Source organism: Methylobacterium crusticola, assembly GCF_003574465.1.
Lineage (GTDB): Bacteria > Pseudomonadota > Alphaproteobacteria > Rhizobiales > Beijerinckiaceae > Methylobacterium > Methylobacterium crusticola.
On sequence record NZ_QOWC01000194.1, the window covers coordinates 1 to 16,005 of the forward strand.

The 16,005-nt window shown below is 63.7% G+C and carries 15 protein-coding genes and 3 pseudogenes; 8 read left to right on the top strand and 10 right to left on the bottom strand.

Annotated elements, in window-relative coordinates:
- From istA to DT057_RS29475, 5 genes and pseudogenes are all read right to left on the bottom strand, one after another.
- Positions 1–858 (bottom strand): annotated as a pseudogene (istA, locus tag DT057_RS29460) (IS21 family transposase); the annotation flags it as partial.
- Positions 859–940: 82 nt separating this feature from the next.
- A complete protein-coding gene (locus tag DT057_RS35695) occupies positions 941–1,231 on the bottom strand; it encodes a hypothetical protein (protein ID WP_162501544.1) in 291 nt (96 codons plus the stop codon).
- Between the two features lie 588 nt (positions 1,232–1,819).
- Complete coding sequence (locus DT057_RS29465) at positions 1,820–2,908, bottom strand: metallophosphoesterase (RefSeq protein ID WP_162501545.1); 1,089 nt, start codon at positions 2,906–2,908, stop codon at positions 1,820–1,822.
- 224 nt (positions 2,909–3,132) lie between these two features.
- Positions 3,133–4,461, bottom strand: coding sequence for a serine/threonine protein kinase (locus tag DT057_RS29470; RefSeq protein WP_128565626.1), 1,329 nt, complete (start codon positions 4,459–4,461; stop codon positions 3,133–3,135).
- 27 nt (positions 4,462–4,488) lie between these two features.
- Entirely contained in the window at positions 4,489–5,433 is a 945-nt protein-coding gene (locus tag DT057_RS29475) for a vWA domain-containing protein (RefSeq protein WP_128565627.1), read from the bottom strand.
- A 529-nt stretch (positions 5,434–5,962) separates the two neighbouring features.
- Here DT057_RS29475 and DT057_RS29480 point away from each other — a divergent pair.
- Positions 5,963–6,169: pseudogene (locus DT057_RS29480) on the top strand (recombinase family protein); the annotation flags it as partial.
- Positions 6,170–6,296: 127 nt separating this feature from the next.
- A complete protein-coding gene (locus DT057_RS29485) occupies positions 6,297–6,638 on the top strand; it encodes a photosystem reaction center subunit H (RefSeq protein WP_128565628.1) in 342 nt (113 codons plus the stop codon).
- A gap of 101 nt (positions 6,639–6,739) precedes the next feature.
- Here the strand turns inward: DT057_RS29485 and DT057_RS29490 are convergent.
- Positions 6,740–7,134, bottom strand: a pseudogene (locus tag DT057_RS29490) (transposase); the annotation flags it as partial.
- A 73-nt stretch (positions 7,135–7,207) separates the two neighbouring features.
- Between DT057_RS29490 and DT057_RS29495 the strand changes: the two are divergent.
- On the top strand, positions 7,208–7,483 hold the full coding sequence (locus DT057_RS29495; protein WP_244937407.1) for a hypothetical protein: 276 nt from the start codon (positions 7,208–7,210) through the stop codon (positions 7,481–7,483).
- A 203-nt stretch (positions 7,484–7,686) separates the two neighbouring features.
- Here the strand turns inward: DT057_RS29495 and DT057_RS29500 are convergent, their stop codons facing one another.
- Positions 7,687–8,499, bottom strand: a complete 813-nt coding sequence (locus DT057_RS29500; RefSeq protein ID WP_128565629.1) for an NYN domain-containing protein — start codon at positions 8,497–8,499, stop codon at positions 7,687–7,689.
- Between the two features lie 385 nt (positions 8,500–8,884).
- Entirely contained in the window at positions 8,885–9,088 is a 204-nt protein-coding gene (locus DT057_RS29505) for a hypothetical protein (protein WP_128565630.1), read from the bottom strand.
- Between the two features lie 1,054 nt (positions 9,089–10,142).
- Here DT057_RS29505 and DT057_RS29510 point away from each other — a divergent pair.
- From DT057_RS29510 to DT057_RS29525, 4 genes are all read left to right on the top strand, one after another.
- Positions 10,143–10,640 carry a DUF892 family protein gene (locus tag DT057_RS29510; RefSeq protein ID WP_162501546.1) on the top strand — a complete coding sequence of 166 codons (498 nt, stop codon included), beginning with the start codon at positions 10,143–10,145 and terminating at the stop codon, positions 10,638–10,640.
- A gap of 43 nt (positions 10,641–10,683) precedes the next feature.
- Complete coding sequence (locus DT057_RS29515; RefSeq protein WP_128565632.1) at positions 10,684–12,282, top strand: FAD-dependent monooxygenase; 1,599 nt, start codon at positions 10,684–10,686, stop codon at positions 12,280–12,282.
- A 165-nt stretch (positions 12,283–12,447) separates the two neighbouring features.
- Positions 12,448–13,515, top strand: coding sequence for a type III polyketide synthase (locus DT057_RS29520; protein ID WP_128565633.1), 1,068 nt, complete (start codon positions 12,448–12,450; stop codon positions 13,513–13,515).
- Positions 13,512–14,009 (top strand): isoprenylcysteine carboxyl methyltransferase family protein, encoded by a 498-nt coding sequence (locus tag DT057_RS29525; RefSeq protein ID WP_128565634.1) that lies wholly within the window; start codon positions 13,512–13,514, stop codon positions 14,007–14,009. Before DT057_RS29520 ends, DT057_RS29525 begins: the two co-directional genes overlap by 4 nt.
- A gap of 221 nt (positions 14,010–14,230) precedes the next feature.
- Here DT057_RS29525 and DT057_RS29530 read toward each other — a convergent pair whose 3' ends face one another.
- Both DT057_RS29530 and DT057_RS29535 read right to left on the bottom strand, forming a co-directional pair.
- Positions 14,231–15,145: an extracellular catalytic domain type 1 short-chain-length polyhydroxyalkanoate depolymerase gene (locus tag DT057_RS29530; RefSeq protein ID WP_128565635.1), complete on the bottom strand. Its 915-nt coding sequence runs from the start codon at positions 15,143–15,145 to the stop codon at positions 14,231–14,233.
- Between the two features lie 45 nt (positions 15,146–15,190).
- Positions 15,191–15,646 carry a hypothetical protein gene (locus DT057_RS29535; protein WP_244937408.1) on the bottom strand — a complete coding sequence of 152 codons (456 nt, stop codon included), beginning with the start codon at positions 15,644–15,646 and terminating at the stop codon, positions 15,191–15,193.
- Between the two features lie 91 nt (positions 15,647–15,737).
- Between DT057_RS29535 and DT057_RS29540 the strand changes: the two genes are divergently transcribed.
- Positions 15,738–16,005, top strand: a 268-nt coding sequence (locus DT057_RS29540; RefSeq protein ID WP_244937409.1) for a gamma-glutamyl-gamma-aminobutyrate hydrolase family protein, incomplete at its 3' end; no start/stop codon positions are given.

Here is a 16,005-nt window from a genome sequence, read left to right on the forward strand (position 1 = left end):
GGCCAGGTCGCGGTGTTCGTGGCCGTCGACCGCGCAATCCGCCTGCACCTTGCGTGTCAGCTCACGAAGAGCCTGGAAGGAGGGCCGCCCCGCGATCGGCCGCAGCGCCGCCGCCTCGCGCGCGAACCGCTCCGCGGGCGCCTCGCCCGTCGTGCCGTGGATACGCACGTCCGCGACGTCCCGGACCCAGGCGTCCAGATGCGCCTCGAGCGCCGCGAAGCTCTCGAAGGAGCGGCCCGCGACAGCGTTGCGCTTCACGTAGCCGACCCCGCGCTCGTCCTTCCCCTTCGTGCGCGCCCGGTAGGGGGCGCAGGCGCGAGGCCGGAAGCCCCAGTGCCGGGCAAAGGCCAGGAACCGGGCGTTGAACGTCACCTCGCGCGTCGCCAGGTCGTGGCGGCTCACCAGCCCGCGGTCGTTGTCGAGCAGGATCTCGGCCGTGACCCCGCCGAAGTGCCGGAACGTGCTCTCGATCCCCGCCAGCCAGCTCTCCTGGCGCTCGTTGCAGAAGACGCGAACATGCATCCGCCGCGAGAAGCCGAGCGTCGCCACGAACAGGAACGCCTTCGTCAGCACGCCCCCGATCAGGATGCGCCGCTCGCCGAAGTCGATCTGCAACCGATGGCCCGGCGGGGTCTCGAAGCGCGTCGTCGCCCGGGCCTCAGCCGCCAAGTCCCGCCGCAGCGGCGCCACGGCGCGCTCGATCGTGCGCAGGCTCAGCGCGAGGCCCTTCTCGGCCCGGAGTTCCTGGCGCACCACGTCGGCGTTGCCGCCATGCCGGCGGAACCGCTGCGCCAGCCACCCCTCCAACCCCGCCAGCGCGCGTGGACGCTCGGCCGGCCGACGGTAGGCCACGTAGCCACGGGAAGATGGCTCGACGGCAGCGGGCATTCGGAACTCCGGGGGGCCTGATGCGGCTCGCGGGCGGGCAGGAGGGTGTCCGCTAACGTTCCAGACGCTGCATCGGTCGCGCACCTGAGATCGCGAGGCGGGAGCAGCACGGCTCCTCCCGCTCTCGCACCACCTGGTAGAACTTCAGACGGGCTTCCCGGGCGTAGTAGTCGGCGTAGGCCGGCTCAGATCCGGCCCCGTGACTCAGCTTCTTCACGTCTCGCGCTCCGAGGTGCACATCGATCGGCTCATCACGGATGTGGGTCTGCCCGCGGGGCATGAACGCACGGCAGATGGCCAACGCGGCGCTGGAGATCCGGTCCGATCTGAAGATCTTGTTCATCACGAACCCACCCAACAGACTAACGCGATAACATGGCGCTCAGCAGGATTTGCAGAAATGGTCCCCCGGCGAGCAGTGCCATTGTCATGAAAAGAAAGACGAGGAACAGGCCCAGAAATAGCACAAGCCTGCAACCACCCAAGGCTGCCCTGACGGGCGCGCCACCGGTCTCTTCACCGCGCACGTCGAGACTTCGGCGTGCGCGCGGGCTGGGCCTCAGGCGATCCGGCCACCCTCGTGATGGTGCGCCTCGTCCAATGGCCGCACCGTCCTCACTTGGTGCCTCGGTAGACGTAGGCAGCCGTCCGCGAGACCACGGGCCACGAGTTCGTGCGGGCGAGGGGGTCTCTCGGCGAGGTGGTGGTTCGGCCGGAGATGGGACTGGGCGCGGCGTTGCAGCAGGCGCAGGCGGACGTGGTCTGGTTTCTCCGAACCGTGCTCCGCATCGTGGGCAGGCTTGGGTCTCGAGCCAGAGTCCGGGTGTGTGATTGGTGCAGTAGGGACGAACCTGCGCCTCATGGCAAACATCGCACTCGCCGACCGTGGCTTGCGCAGTGCCGCAACTTGGACACCTCAGGACGACGCCAGTCACGGCTTCGCCTCGTTGCCGGTATCATCGTCGGAAGCAGTCACAGAGTTCGGTTCTGGATACGCGTCGTGTATCAGCTCAACCGGAATATGCATTCGAATGACTTGCGCCCACGAATTTTCAACGACCCGGATCAAGGTGGGGACACGCTCGCGAGGACCGAAGGCTTCACGGGGCAACCGACGAGAGAGCGCTACTGTCGTCAGTACCGGATGAGCACGGTACGCTGGATAGATTTCGTAGCGGTTCTCGACGTGGTCGTGACCACGGATTAGGTAGCGAACGGGCCGCCCGAGACTGGTCGAAAGCGCACAGAAGGCAGCGAAATCCTCGTACCCGAACTGACTTCCCCGTGAGAAGCGGTTGGGAAGCTTCTTACGTGCCTTGGGATGAACCCGGGTCCACACGAAGTCTGCCAGGCAGGCGGGGTCGTTCCAGTTCCCGGTCTCGCTCAAACCGGCGTGCAGATCGGACAGAGGGAAGCCGCCGTGTGAGACCAGCAGACCATCCGAGAAGAACAGAGCGCGCGGCGCCTGGGCGAACAACCGGACAGCCAGCTTGCCCGCGCGCTCGATCCACTCGTGCGCGATGTTGGCATTCAGATAATCGGAGAAGTCGCAGGGCGATACGCTCGAGGTGAAGCGGGTGCCGTCGTACGACAAGGCTTCATCGTGATTGCCTACGACCACACAGATGTGCTCAGGCGACTCGAGAATGAGTTCGAATATCCGCAGGAGCAGTTCGAGCCCGTAACCCTCGTCGTCGAAAAAGTCGCCCAGGAAGATGACTCGTTGTCGCTTGCTGCCGCCCTGAGATGCTTCTGCCTGAATGACGGCTAAGGCTGCCTCCAAGGCCAGCAGATCGCCGTGCATGTCGCCGATGATCCAAAACGGATCACGTCTTGATGCCTCGTCGGCGACGCGAATTGCCCGATCGCTTGCATCTGCGCGGTCGTTGTCGAACAGCATTCCAGTCCCACCAGCGCGGTCGAGCAGCTCTTCCATGCCTTCGACGACGCTGCGGATCCGGGAGCGAATGACCAGAGGGTCGATAGCCCGGCGGATGGCCTCCCATTCAAGGTCGTACACGTCCCTGACCTCCAGACACGGGATCGAGAGAGCGTCGACAGATCTTGGCTCCGACAGGTGCTCGTCGGAGAGAGTCGTAGCCGGCGATGCCGGTGGCACGACCACGGCCTCGACCGCCGGAGCGATCAGCTGCGGTGCGCTGGTTTTGGCCTCAGGTGCCGCTACGCCCTCCGGGCCAGCGCCGTCTCCTTGTGCCATCGAAGTTGGAGCCGGTGGGTCACCCGTCATGCTGGGCGTACCGTCAGCGGAAGTTTGGCGACACCCTTGGCTTGGCGTCCGACAGCGATGAGGTCGCCCGCGCTGAGGGCCCGCGCTGCGGTCAGTGTCTGGCCGTTGACGAGCGTTTCGTTCGTAGTGGAGCCAACCGGCGCAAGGACCCATTGCCCAGTTGGCCGCCGTTCAAGAACGCATTGCTGATTATCCCAGAACTCGCTGTCAGGCCCAAACTGTCGCATCAGTGCCTTCCCGAGTTCGGTCCGTACGGAGAGCCGCAGAGACCGTCCGCCCGGCGCAACGAGCTCGATTGCATTCGAAACGAGCGGCTTCTGAGGTGCGCGCGGGCCAGGACCGGCGCTCGCGCTCGCGTCGGTGCCGGAGGCGAGACTGGGGGAGCGTACCGTCTCGACACTGGGCTTCCGGTCACGACCACTCAGGACGGCTCGTAATTCCGCAGCTGTGGGCCGTGCCGCCAAGTCGGGAGAGAGGCAGCGGTGAAGCGTCGAGCTGACGTCGGCCGCATTCGCCGGCGCGGGCATGTTGCCGAGCAGCGTCGGCGATTTAGCGGCGTGCGCGAGAACGAGCTTAGCGTACTCTCCCTGATCGTCCGACCAGTACGGGTGATAGCCCGCCAGGAGTTCGTACAGCATCAACCCACAGGTGAAGACGTCTGACGCTGCAACCGGCACTCCTCCCTTCACCAGGTGCTCCGGCGACCGGTAGTTGTCGGTTCCGACATAGCCTTGGTGTCCGTGCCAGGGCGCACGGTGATCGGACAAGAGGGAGAAATCCATGTCGATCAGCTTGAGCTGATACCCGGCATCAATCGTCGTATCTTTGATCAGATAGGCGTTCGCAGGCTTCAAGTCCGCATGCACAACCTTAGCGTCGTGCAGTGCCGTCATCCCAGCCATGAACACTTTCGCCCACGTAACGTGCCTCGTCCAAATGGCTGGATCGCTGGTTGGGTCTGTTTTCGTCTGGCGGTGCTGCTCCCGTTCCTCATCCAGCACCTGTTGCAAGTCGGCACCGTTATCCACGAACTCGTAGACTTGGAAGTAGCACCGCCCTCCCCAGATTTCTTCGAACGCATCCACCTGGCGCACGGCGAAACGGCCGGCCTTTCCGTCGCGCACCCGAGCTGAAAGCTCTCTCTGATAATTGACGTAGGCTTTGTACCAAACGACAGTTGGCGCTGGAGATTTGTACTGCTTGAAGAAGACCTTTGCTCCTGACGGTGCCTGAGCTCCGTAGGAAATCGCCATCATGCCAGGCCCGAACACCTTCTGGATGCGGTAGCCCCGAATGCTGTCGCCGACTTTCAGCTTCTTAGCCATATGAGTTACTCGTGAACAGATCCCTTCTCAGAGTGCGACCGTTTCCGCAGATCGCGAGACGCTGGCTGCAAGTTGCTTGAGAGTTGTCCTGAAGTTTACTGGATCAGAAGTGAACTTCTGCAACGCTTCCTGTGGACTCAGTCCTTCGAACTCAACGACTTCCCACTCCGATTTATCAATCTGGCTCAGTCGGTCGTACCCCTCAAAATTAGGAGCGAACAGGCTGAGAATAATTCGGTTCGCCATCACGATATTGGCGACATCCTGCAAAGAGCCACCCTTGGCTTCAGGAATGCTCATCGTCTCTTTGAACGAAGCATCCGTGAAGACGATGACGACCCTTGCAGCGTCGCTTCGATACCGCCACTTTCCCGGCTCTACGCTCTGCGACCCCTTCGGGACGGCTTCCATCGCTGCCACTTTATAGAGTGCGTCAAGCAGCGACTCCGGCTCGTCTCCCCCACCGGCAGCTTGAAGTGTAGCGAGTTGCGCTTTCAAGTTGCTGGCATCTCGTACGAAGGAGTGATCGATGATCCATGGAATACCCTCGCTGCCTGCGGTCTCGAAGTCGCGGTAGCCTACGACCTTAGCGCGCCAGTCTTTCACCGGTGCAGCATTATTGGCATCGCCACGGCTCAGGGACTCAACGAAGACCTCGACGTTGTGGCGGAGCGCATCAATACAGGGCGACATGCTGCCACTTATATCAATCAAGAAGACAATATCAGCGACACCTTTTGTCTTGGCGCGCGTCTGCGGGATCGACGGACTAGGCGCAGGATGAGCAGCGGTAGGCGTAGTCTCCTTGATGGGAATTGACTCGGGAGCTGTTGCTTGTTCGTCAGGTGCCTGATCCGAAGAAGCGGGGAGCCCTGAGGCATCTATGGCGTCCAGCCCTGGAGAAGGGGCGTCATTGCTCGGTGCAGTGGCTGGACTCGCCGGGGGCGGGTTTGACGGCTGTTCGGTGCTCATTATCGTTCGGCTCCGCTTTCACGGTTGGACAGCGGTAGATCGATCCGCACACTAGCCCCAACAGGAGGCTGAGTTCGAAGTTCCGGGTTCGCCTCATTTCACGTCGTGTGCGTTGGTCCAGCTTGGTCAATGGTGTTAGGAAAAGCGAATATTTCACCTCACAGGTAGCCACCTGGATCGGACTTCTGTGGCACTGGCCAGCCTGATGGTGGACCCGACGAATACGCGCACTACATCGAACCGCTCCTCACCCAGCTAGCGACGCAGGTCGGTAGAAGGCGTCGCGCTCGCGATGATACTCGTGGCCCAGCTTGCCGGACGGTTGATCGTGGGGACCCTCTCTGGGCGTCCGACTATTCCATCGGGCCTGATTCAGTGGGCTGGTCTAAAGATGTCTGCGGTCATTGTACAGAAAACGATCGTTTTCCTTACACTGATGAGTGCTACCCCAGTTGACGCTCTTGACGCGAGAGCCGCCGATGTCAGGAAAACTACTGCCAGAAGTACCCTCCCGTGGCACTACCCTGACATGCTCATTGGCTACGCTCGCGTCTCCACCACCCACCAGAACCTCGACATCCAGCGAGACGCCCTCGCCGGCGCCGGCTGCTCCCGTATCTGCGAGGAGAAGAAGTCCGGCAAGGCCGGCAGCAAGCGGCCCGAGTTCGAAGCGGCCCTCGCCTACCTGCGCCCCGACGACGTGCTGGTGGTCTGGAAGCTCGACCGCCTCGGCCGATGCCAGGCGGCGGGGGTCGGCTCAGGATTAACGAACCGTCAACTGTACCGCTCGAATTCGAGCGGTCTCGTCCGAACGGGACGGCCGACGGTCTCGTTGGTCCGGCACGAAGATGAGGAAGTCTCCCATGCGTGCCATCGTTTTCGCCTCCCTCGGCGCCCTTGCTCTCACCGGCCCGACTCTCGCCGCCTGCCCGGTCGCCGACGCCAAGGTGGAAAAGGCCATCGCCAGCCAGCCCGAGTTGCAGGAGAAGGCCAACGCCCAGATGGTGCGCGACCTCCGCACCCTGCGCGACGCCGCCGTGGTGCTGGACGCCTACGAGCAGGATGGCGCCTGCCGGAAGGTGGTCGCCGTGCTGAACACCCTCACGGCCGACCCGGAACGCGCACTGGAGGCGGGCGACACGGACGAGGGCAAGGCGGAGGCGGTGGAGCGCGCCCGCAAGCCGAAGGCCGGCGGCAAGCCGTAGGTCTTGAGAGATCTGTGCGCGAAGCGCCTGAAACAGCATCTTGGGCCAGCCGTGTGTCAAGAGATACTAAGCTTGGTAGCTCCGCCGAGCCGCGCACAGGTCTCATCAGAGTCCGGGTACCTCATGCCTCGTCGCCCCCAGCCGCGGTCATACTTTTTTTCAGCAGGCGGTTATCCAGCACGAGATCGGCCACGACCTCCTTCAGCGCGCCCGCCTCGCGGCGCAGCTCCTTGACCTCGTCGGCGGTCGCGGCACGGCCTGTGTCGCCGGCCAGCTGCTTCTTGCTCGCTCCCAGGAACTCCTTGGACCAGCCGTAGTACATCGAGCTGGCGATGCCCTCGCGTCGGCACAAGTCGGCGATGCTGTCCTCAATGCGCAGGCCCTCCAGCACGATACGGATCTTCTCCTCGGCCGAGAACTGCCGGCGCGTGGCTCGGTGGATGTCCTTGATCACGGTCTCTGCCGGCTTTTTCACCGGCCCGGATGGCTGTTTCAGCTTCGATCCTGGGGCTACGATGAACCAGCCATCCTCCGTTCGTGAAAGGCCTCAATCTGTCTCACGAGCGCTGATGGCGGACAGCCGCGGGTACCGGCCGCAGGTATGGGTGGCGATCGAGCGATCGATGGAATATATGTGCCGGATGATAGAAACAGACTCCCACCTCCATCCGTACTCCCTCGAGATCCTGCCCCCGAAGGTCGACGGCGCGTCCTATCAGTGGGCGATCCGCAAGAACGGGAAATTGGCACAGCGTTCTGATCGCAGCCTGCCGAGCGAGTCAAAGGCTCGGGAAAACGGTCTTGGCCAGATCGAGAAGCTGTTATCAGGAATGGGTGATCGGTAGGCCGCTTTCTATACAGCGTACCGTCCGAATGAGTGCTCTACGTCAGGCCATATTCATCAGAATGATTTAGGTGAAAATCCACTTCGACTGATTGTGCACTTGTTCGACGCTCTACAAAGAATGCTTTAGAGCAAAGCAGCGGTGAGGTGTGCATACTCCCATGCTTCGTCGAACGGTACACTCCTGGCCAACCAGAGCCACAATCAGCTAGGCGAAGAACCGCTTTGCTTCGCTGATTGTGGGCGCCTCCGTGGCGTTCTGCTCCTCGTCTTCACAGAAGACGCCGATGGAGCAGTTGGTCTCGCTTTGATCCGCATGAACCGGCCTTCTGACTGGTCGATGTCGAACACTCCGGTGCCGCGAACGAGATCACTCAGTTTCCGGTAGCCGTAGGTACGGGGGTCAAAGTCGGAGGCGATGTTGGGCAAGCGTTGCCCTACTGCACCCAGACCTACCCAGCCGTCTTCCGTCTCGATCTGGGCGACAGCTTTGTTCAAGATCGCAATAGCCGCGCTCGGTGGTTCCAGGGCCTTCGCAGAAGCGCCCATTTCAGGTGTTGCGGACTGGGCGTCGGCCAGCAAGTTCTCGGTGTAGATGAACCGCCGGCAGGCCTGCCGGAAGCTCTCAGGTGTTTTCTGCTCGCCGAAGCCGTAGACATCGGCCCCTTGCTCCCGCATGCGGGATGCGAGCCGAGTAAAGTCGCTGTCAGAAGAGACGAGGCAAAATCCATCGAAGCGGCCGCTGTGCAGCAGATCCATGGCGTCGATCACGAGTGCGATATCGGATGCGTTCTTACCGCTCGTGTAGGCAAACTGCTGGAAGGGGTCGATCGCGTACTGTTGGAGGATCTCGGCCCACGATTTCAGTCGCGGACTCGAGAAGTCACCGTAAATGCGTCGAACGCTCGCCTCTCCGAACTTGGCAATCTCTTCAAACAACCCTTGAACGACGCGCGGCGAGGTATTGTCGGCATCGATGAGGATAGCAAATCGGGGCAAGCGGTTCTCTGCTGCCATGTGTGACACCTCATGGGGATAACCTCCGCTGTTGCGGGCCTGATGCTCGTATAAGCGGGATCATAAGGTTCGCGAAGGCCTTCCCGAGTTCAGCTCTATTCAAGACACCTTGCCCCATCGTTCCTACGAGCTGGAACCGAGCGACTCGCAAGGCCGCCGCTACCGTTGACGTGTTCACTACCATGCTCTCACACAGCGCAAAGACGCTCGCGGGCTCTGCGGGCGCTTGGGCATCTACTGTCGCTCCGAGCTGGTAGTGCTCGACGTCGCCGACCAGATTGAGCATTCGAGCTGACTGCAAGCGATCTTGCGCTGCTCGAAGACGGACCATCAGGCCAAGGCGGGTGACAATGCTGCAATCTGGATTGATTTTGATGTAAACCGCCTATTTTATCAAAGCAAGAACGATTTCGCTCTCGCGAATGGCACGCTCGCCTGCCTTCGACTTGACGCGGTAGCACGGCTCGCCCGTGCGATCGTCGGGCATCAGGCGGGTTACCTCAAACGTCTCACCAGAGTTATTGATTTCATCTCCATAGCCAATCCTTGATCGGCGCACATATTGACCTACTTTAAAGTTGTGTGACATGGTATCTATTCCTTGTCTGAGTTTCTGAGTAGGCACAGAATGGCTTATTACAGATTTTGAAGCAGCGCATTGGATGCGAGCTTGCGCGCGAGCACGCGCATCGATTGTCTAACATATGGGAGAAGTACAAGGCCTGCACTGAAATGCAGCACAGCAGCCGAACGATCAACCAGATATTGAAAATTAAAATTATATCGTTTTTGCAAAATCTTCAACCGATAATTGCCTCATGAAAATAATTTTCATTCCGCCTGGTAACGTCATTGGGCCTAGCGCGACGATCGACGTCACGCAGCTGCCAAGTACGCGGAATCCTCATGTGTGACGTGCTCTCAGATGAAGGACGTGTTGCTCCATCTAAGATACTACCCGCCCCCAGGATCAGACCGGGGCCTGTGGCCGCGAGGGCTTGGCGCAGGCGCAGAGTCCCGAGCCAGCGCTGGTCGGGTGATGGCGTCGAGCGCGCACAGGACAGCAGCGGGCGCGAACGGCGCAAAGCCGGCTCCCGACCCCGGATGACGTCGTAGGTTTAGCGCAAAAAAAATACTGCAGGTTCAAAGACTTGGAGGAAGTCGAGGTGGCCCGCCCACTGACGTGATGTCGGCGGCCGGTGCCCTGAAGGGAGTGATCAGAACGCACCTGAACCATGCTGGCGATGTAACCTAGGGCGGCGCTTTGTCAGCCGATATGCGGCTGCAACCGCCTCAGGTTTCGGCCGCTGAGCGTGTCCGGTAAGTCCCGTTTATCGGACGTGGCATGGGTGCGCTTAGGATATGAGTCCGGAGCCTCGGCTCGCCCCCTAGCAGCTACGCCGTTCATCGCGAAAGCAACGTATGACCAGCGTGGCCGGCAGCGGCCCATCCGCCTTTCGACGAGCTGAGCGGTGAGCGAACGTCGTTACTTGCCGCAGATGCGTTGGGGCGAGGTTGCCGTATTCGACTTGTCCGCCGCCGGTCCTGCGACATCGCGTGGTTTGAACAAAGGCAGACCGCAGCAATTCCGCAAATGGGCCATGCGACCGTGTCGTCTGACCAAAGCAATCAAGGATCGTGACATGACCGACGCGAACGCTGCCCTGAATGTCTATCTGACCGGGCTGCGCAACCAGCACGCCGTCGAGACCCAGGTGATCGGAACCATCCAGAACGAGCTCAGCCGAATGGAGCCGTATCCGGAACTGCACGCCAAAATGCGAGCGGAGAAGGCGCGCTCGACGACCCAGGCCGCCCGCCTCGACGACCTCCTCGCCAAGCACGGCACTAGCAAGGCCATCGCGAAGGAGATGGTCAGCGGGGCGATCGCCACCGTGGCCGGTTTCGTCCACGCGGGGGCGGACGACGAGGTGATGAAGAACGTTCTCGCCGCGATCGGCTTCAAGGCCTACGAGATCGGCTCGTACAGGGCGCTGCTCATACTCGCTGACGCGGCTGGCGCCTCCGAGGACAAGTCGGTGCTGGAACAGTCGATGAAGGAGGAGCAGGAGACGGGTGACTGGCTCGGCAGCCATCTCCCCGGCTTCGTGCACGCCTACGTCAGGCAGCGATCCTCGTAGTGCCTTCAGTCGTGGCCGCCCGCTCGGAACTGCGAACGGCCAGATGAGCGCCGACGCGCTGGTCGTCGGAGCCGGTCCCGTCGGACTCGCACTTGCCATCGGGCTGAGCCAGCGCGGCCTGCGCGTCCGCGTCGTCGACCGGAAGCTCGGGCCGACGCGCGAGCCCCGGGCAGCCGTGATCTGGCCGCGCGGCGCCGAGGTGCTCGACGATCTCGGTCTCGACGGGGCGATCCGGGAGGCCGCCAACGCACTGTCCGTCATTCACTTCCACAGCCGTGGACGCGAACTCGGCACTGCGCGACTAGGCCGCCTCGCGAGCCGCTACCCGTGCCCTCTGCTCATCGAGCAGCACGTCACCGAACGTCTCCTCGTCGCCCGTTTGGCGGCTCTCGGCATCGACGTCGAATGGGGAACGCGGGCCGACGATCTGCGCTGCGACGACGATGGGGTGACAGTTCGGCTGCGGGACCCGCGCGGGCGCGTCGCGAGCGCCCGCGCGGCCTGGGTCATCGGCTGCGACGGCGCCCACAGCGTCGTGCGCGAGCGGCTCGGCATACCCTTCGTCGGTGGCGCGACCGCGAACCTCCTGCTCCAGCAGGTCGACGCCGTTCCTCGCTGGCGCCACCCGGCCTGCCTCACGCACGGCCACTACTTCCTGGCGCGCGGAGTATGCCTCGGCAGCTTTCCGGTGGCCGAGGGCGCCTACCGCTTCTTCTGCTACACGGACGATCCAGTGCCGCAACGCTCGGGAACTCCCTCGGCCGGGGAGATGCAGGCCCTGATCGCTCGCGTTGCCGGCACGCCCGAGCTTCGCCTCGATCGGGTGACGTGGCTCAGCCAGACCTGCTTCCAGACGCGGTATGCTGCCCGCCTTCGGATTGGCCGTGTGCTTCTCGCGGGCGACGCCGCCCACGTGTGGCCCTCGCTCGGCGGACACGGCATGAGCCTCGGCCTGCGCGGCGCCCACAACCTTGCCTGGAAACTCGCTGCCGTCCAGCAAGGCGAAGCGGGCGAGGAACTGCTCGACACCTACGAGGTGGAGGAACGCCACGCCGTCGCGAGCTTCCTCCGGCTCATGCCATACAACGTCGTCGAACGGCCGAGCGGGCCGGGCGGACTGCGGGCGCGCGAGTGGCTGCTGCGGCTCGGCCTGCGAATGCCCGGCCTTGTTTCCCGCATCGAACAAGCGGTCAGCGACCTCGACGGGCACCATCGCGACAGCGCGTTATCGCCTAGGCACCAGGGCCTCGCCGCACGAAGAGACGGCGTGCGGGCCGGGGGTCGCTTGCCGGACGTCGAGGTCACGGCGGGCAGCGGAAGCGTACGGCTGCACGCGCTGCTCGCCCCCATAGGCTGGACGCTCCTCGCGCCGACCTCGGTGTCAGCCGCGGCGTGGCATGAACTGAGGTCCACCCTCACCCCTTGGGACGGGTGCGTTCGCCTCCTCAGGGTCGGGGCCGCGACATGCGCGCGCCGGCGCGTCGTGGCGGAGGGCGTGTTCATCCTGGTGCGGCCTGACCGGCACGTGGGTCTCCTCGTCCAGCATCACGAGACCGCGAAACTGCGGACCTATCTCGCGCGCTGGCTCAGTCCAGCGCTGACCGGGTCACGCTCACGCTCGCAGCAGATTGAAGCAACATAGGTATATCTCGGTTCGCGGACGCTTCGGAAAACAAACATAGGTTTGTATGCGCAAAGTGTCGCTGACAAGAGTATCTACCACTGGATAGATTTGCTTCTTCGGCGATGTGCCTCATGTGATGGATGCGACGCTCGCGCGAGCGTCTGGCCGCCAGGATCGCACCCCATGACGTCACCGCGGGCCCTTATGTTGTCGCTGGCCACGGCGGTCCCCACGCACGTGCTCACGCAGTCCGACGTGACCGCGGCGGCGCGCGGCCTGTTCTCGCATCGCTACGACGAGTTCGAGCGCCTCTCGCGCGTGTTCGAGACCACCGGGATCCGCAAGCGCCACGCGGTCCAGCCGATCGACTGGTATGCGGAGCCGCGGGGCTGGCCCGAGCGCACCGCCGCGTACCTGAGGGGTGGGCAAGATCTCTTCGTCGAGGCGGCGACCCGGGCCCTGGAGGAGGCCGGCCTGCTCGCGTGCGACGTCGATGCCGTCGTCACGGTCTCGTCCACCGGCATCGCGACCCCGAGTCTCGAGGCACGCGCGCTGACGCGCATGGGGTTCCGCCACGACGTGATGCGCGTGCCCGTGTTCGGGTTGGGCTGCGCGGGAGGTGTGTCGGGCCTTGCCATCGCGAGTCGCTTGGCCGAAGCCCGGCCCGGCAGCACCGTCCTGTTCGTGACAGTCGAGTTGTGCACCCTGTCGTTTCGCCTCGACAAGCTCACCAAGGCGAGCGTCGTCGCGACCGCGCTGTTCGGCGACGGCGCGGCCGCGTGCGTCCTGCGCGCCGGCGAGGCCGGCCGGGGCGACCCTGTCGCGGAGGTTGAGGCCACGGGCGATCACACGTGGCCCGACACGCTCGACATCATGGGCTGGGAGGTCGAGGACACCGGCTTCGGCGTGATCTTCGCGCGCGCGATCCCCCCGTTTGCGGCAGCTCATGTCGGGCCGGTTGTGGATACCCTGCTGGAGCAATGGCGGCTATGCGGGTCGGACGTCGACCGCTACGTCTGCCACGCGGGTGGCACCAAAGTGATCACGGCGCTGGAGACAGCGCTTCGCATCGAGCAGGGCGGCTTGGATCACGAGCGCGCCGTTCTCGCGGAGTACGGCAACATGTCCGCACCGACGGTGCTCTTCGTGCTGGATCGGGTGCGGCGGGCGGGCCTGCCGCACCGCTCCGTCCTGACCGCCATGGGGCCGGGCTTCACGGCAAGCTGCGCGTCGCTGCGGAGCCTCGCGTGACGGCCTCGGTGGTCGTGCTCGCCCTGGTGACCCTGCAGAGACTGGGCGAACTCATCCTCGCGCGGCGCAACACGCGCCGTCTCCTCGCACGCGGCGCAGTCGAGGTCGCGCCCGGGCACTATGGCCTGATCGTGGCGCTCCACGCCGCGTGGCTCGCCGGGCTGTGGCTGCTGGCGCCGGGAGGAATTCCGCACCCGATCTGGCTGGTGGTGTTCGTCGGTTTGCAGGCCGGTCGCCTCTGGATCCTGGCCGCGCTGGGCGAGCGTTGGACCACTCGCATCATCGTGCTGCCGGGTGCGCCGCTCGTGCAACGCGGCCCATACCGCTTCGTCTCGCATCCGAACTACGCGGTGGTCGTCGGCGAGATTGCCGCGCTGCCGCTTGCCTTCGGTCTGACGGGCTTCGCCTTCCTGTTCTCGATCCTCAACGCCGCGATCCTCACGGTGCGCCTACGCGCCGAGGGCACGGCCTTGAAACAAAATCTACCCGCTTGATCGGAACCCGACGAGATGGTGAAGCCTCCGCGTTGGTGCAGGGATGGCCTTCGCCAAGGCTCGTTCGTCCAGGCAGCCAGGCCTGCCTCAGGGTCGGGATTGCAAACTGGGCGGCGCCGATGTCGGTTCAGCGGATGGACAGCGAGAGAAGTAGTGCCCGTGGATCCGTAAATCGATCGGCGGGCGTTCCTCAGGAACCAGTTCGATCTGGCTAATCCGGATCAGTGTCGCTGCGCTCTGCCGCCCTTCGCGTGGGACATGAAGAACCGTAGCATCTCCCGGCTGGCATCTGGACCTGTCGGGTCGGTGTGAGAGCCGGCCGGGTGACCGCCGGCCCAGGCATGACCAGCCCCATGCAAAATCCAGTGCTCCGACGCCCACAGACCGTTCGGTTCGGACAGGACGGTCTGCGTATACGCCATCCCGCCGCTGGAGCGCCCCTCGACGGTGGTGATGGTCAGTTCCCCATCGGGTTGGGCCTGGGCGAGGGCTTGGTCGCCGTTGACCGGTGAGACGGTCCGATCTTGGTCTCCGTGAAATACGATCATTGGCATCGGATGGGTCGCCTGCTGCGGCTGGAGCAATGCGCCACGACGCATCGTGGAAAAGGCCGCAGACATGGAGCCAGCCGAACCGCATGCCAAGCCGGAGTGGATGCCGACGGCAGCGTAGATGTCCGGGTACGTCAGCGCCAAGACCGCGGCGGCCGCGCCACCCGAGGAGAGGCCAGCGACGTAGACCCTTGCGGGATCGACGTTGAACTCATCCATGATCTCACATGTCAACCCGGCGAGAATGGATGGTTCGCCCCGGTCGCGTCTCTGGTCATCATCCCTGAACCAGTTCCAGCTCTTGACGATATTGGCTGACCGCGGCTGGTCAGGATACGCAACGAGGAAGCCCTGCTCCTGTGCCAAGCGGTCCATCCCTGTGCCAATGGCGAAGTCGCGCGCCGACTGCGAGCAGCCATGCAGCATGACTACCAGCGGAAGGGCGGCCCCGTCATATCCAGACGGGACGAACACGTCATAGGCTCGGCTTCCGGCAGCGTTGCCGAACCTGCGCGCCAGCGCGCGGGGCCGATCGATGGATTGCCCCTGCTTCTTTGTCGAGGCAATCCTGAGGCGTCCGATCATCAAGGTACTTTCGTGAAGGGTTCTACCTGCGGCGATGGGTTGAGGCTACGGCAACGCGCCGATCATGCTCTTGGCCTCGGTCATCGTGTTTTCGCAGGCTCGCTTATCACCTCGGTGGTCCTCGTCTGCCGCACGGACGATGAGGATTCTGCCCACCGCCACACGGTCTGCGTTCGAGATCATCTCGGGGTTGCTTGGTGCGTCCAGGCGAATGGTCTGGACAGCCCGAGGCGAACCAGTCTGGAGAATATGACCGGCCTGCAGGCCCGTGATCTGCACGGCACCAGCACTGTCGAGGCGGCGCTCGATCGTCCCGATCTGTTGGGCGCAGGAGGAGGCCAGCGTTGGCAGTGGCGTGAGAGCCAGGGCGAGAGTTGTGAGGGTGGCTGCGAAGCGCATCGGGACGAGACTTTCGATGATGTGGCAGCACCGCGGCTCCGCTCGACGAGCGAACAACCCGATGCCGTCCCTCACGGCAACGCCAGGGTAGCTGCCATACAACGGTCCGCGCCTTCTTATGTTGCGCTGCAATAAGAAACGCAGATCAGATGCGCGCGATCGCGTTAAGCATGATCTGTCTAGGTACGACGGCGTGTTCCTGACCGGCTCGCCGCTCCACCTCTACAAGGAGACCCCGGAGACGCGGCGCGCCGTCGCGTTCATGCGGGCCGTGCTCGCCTCCGGCACGCCGTCCTTCGGGTCGTGCGCCGGCCTCCAGGTCGCCACCGTCGCGGCCGGGGGCACGGTGCGGCCCAACCTGCGCGGCTACGAGGCGGCGTTCGCCCGCCGCATCACACCGACCGAGCGCGGGCGCGACCACCCGCTGCTTGCCGGGCGGCCCGCCGCCTACGACGCCCCGG

Excerpts from the sequence above, each read along its gene's own strand:
- DT057_RS29500 (WP_128565629.1), bottom strand. The coding sequence starts at position 8,499 with ATGGCAGCAGAGAACCGCTTGCCCCGATTTGCTATCCTCATCGATGCC.
- DT057_RS29520 (WP_128565633.1), top strand. The coding sequence starts at position 12,448 with ATGACGTCACCGCGGGCCCTTATGTTGTCGCTGGCCACGGCGGTCCCC.
- DT057_RS29495 (WP_244937407.1), top strand. The coding sequence starts at position 7,208 with ATGGCGGACAGCCGCGGGTACCGGCCGCAGGTATGGGTGGCGATCGAG.
- DT057_RS29530 (WP_128565635.1), bottom strand. The coding sequence starts at position 15,145 with ATGATCGGACGCCTCAGGATTGCCTCGACAAAGAAGCAGGGGCAATCC.
- DT057_RS29485 (WP_128565628.1), top strand. The coding sequence starts at position 6,297 with ATGCGTGCCATCGTTTTCGCCTCCCTCGGCGCCCTTGCTCTCACCGGC.
- DT057_RS29475 (WP_128565627.1), bottom strand. The coding sequence starts at position 5,433 with ATGAGCACCGAACAGCCGTCAAACCCGCCCCCGGCGAGTCCAGCCACT.
- DT057_RS29470 (WP_128565626.1), bottom strand. The coding sequence starts at position 4,461 with ATGGCTAAGAAGCTGAAAGTCGGCGACAGCATTCGGGGCTACCGCATC.
- DT057_RS29515 (WP_128565632.1), top strand. The coding sequence starts at position 10,684 with ATGAGCGCCGACGCGCTGGTCGTCGGAGCCGGTCCCGTCGGACTCGCA.
- DT057_RS29510 (WP_162501546.1), top strand. The coding sequence starts at position 10,143 with ATGACCGACGCGAACGCTGCCCTGAATGTCTATCTGACCGGGCTGCGC.
- DT057_RS29505 (WP_128565630.1), bottom strand. The coding sequence starts at position 9,088 with ATGTCACACAACTTTAAAGTAGGTCAATATGTGCGCCGATCAAGGATT.
- DT057_RS35695 (WP_162501544.1), bottom strand. The coding sequence starts at position 1,231 with ATGAACAAGATCTTCAGATCGGACCGGATCTCCAGCGCCGCGTTGGCC.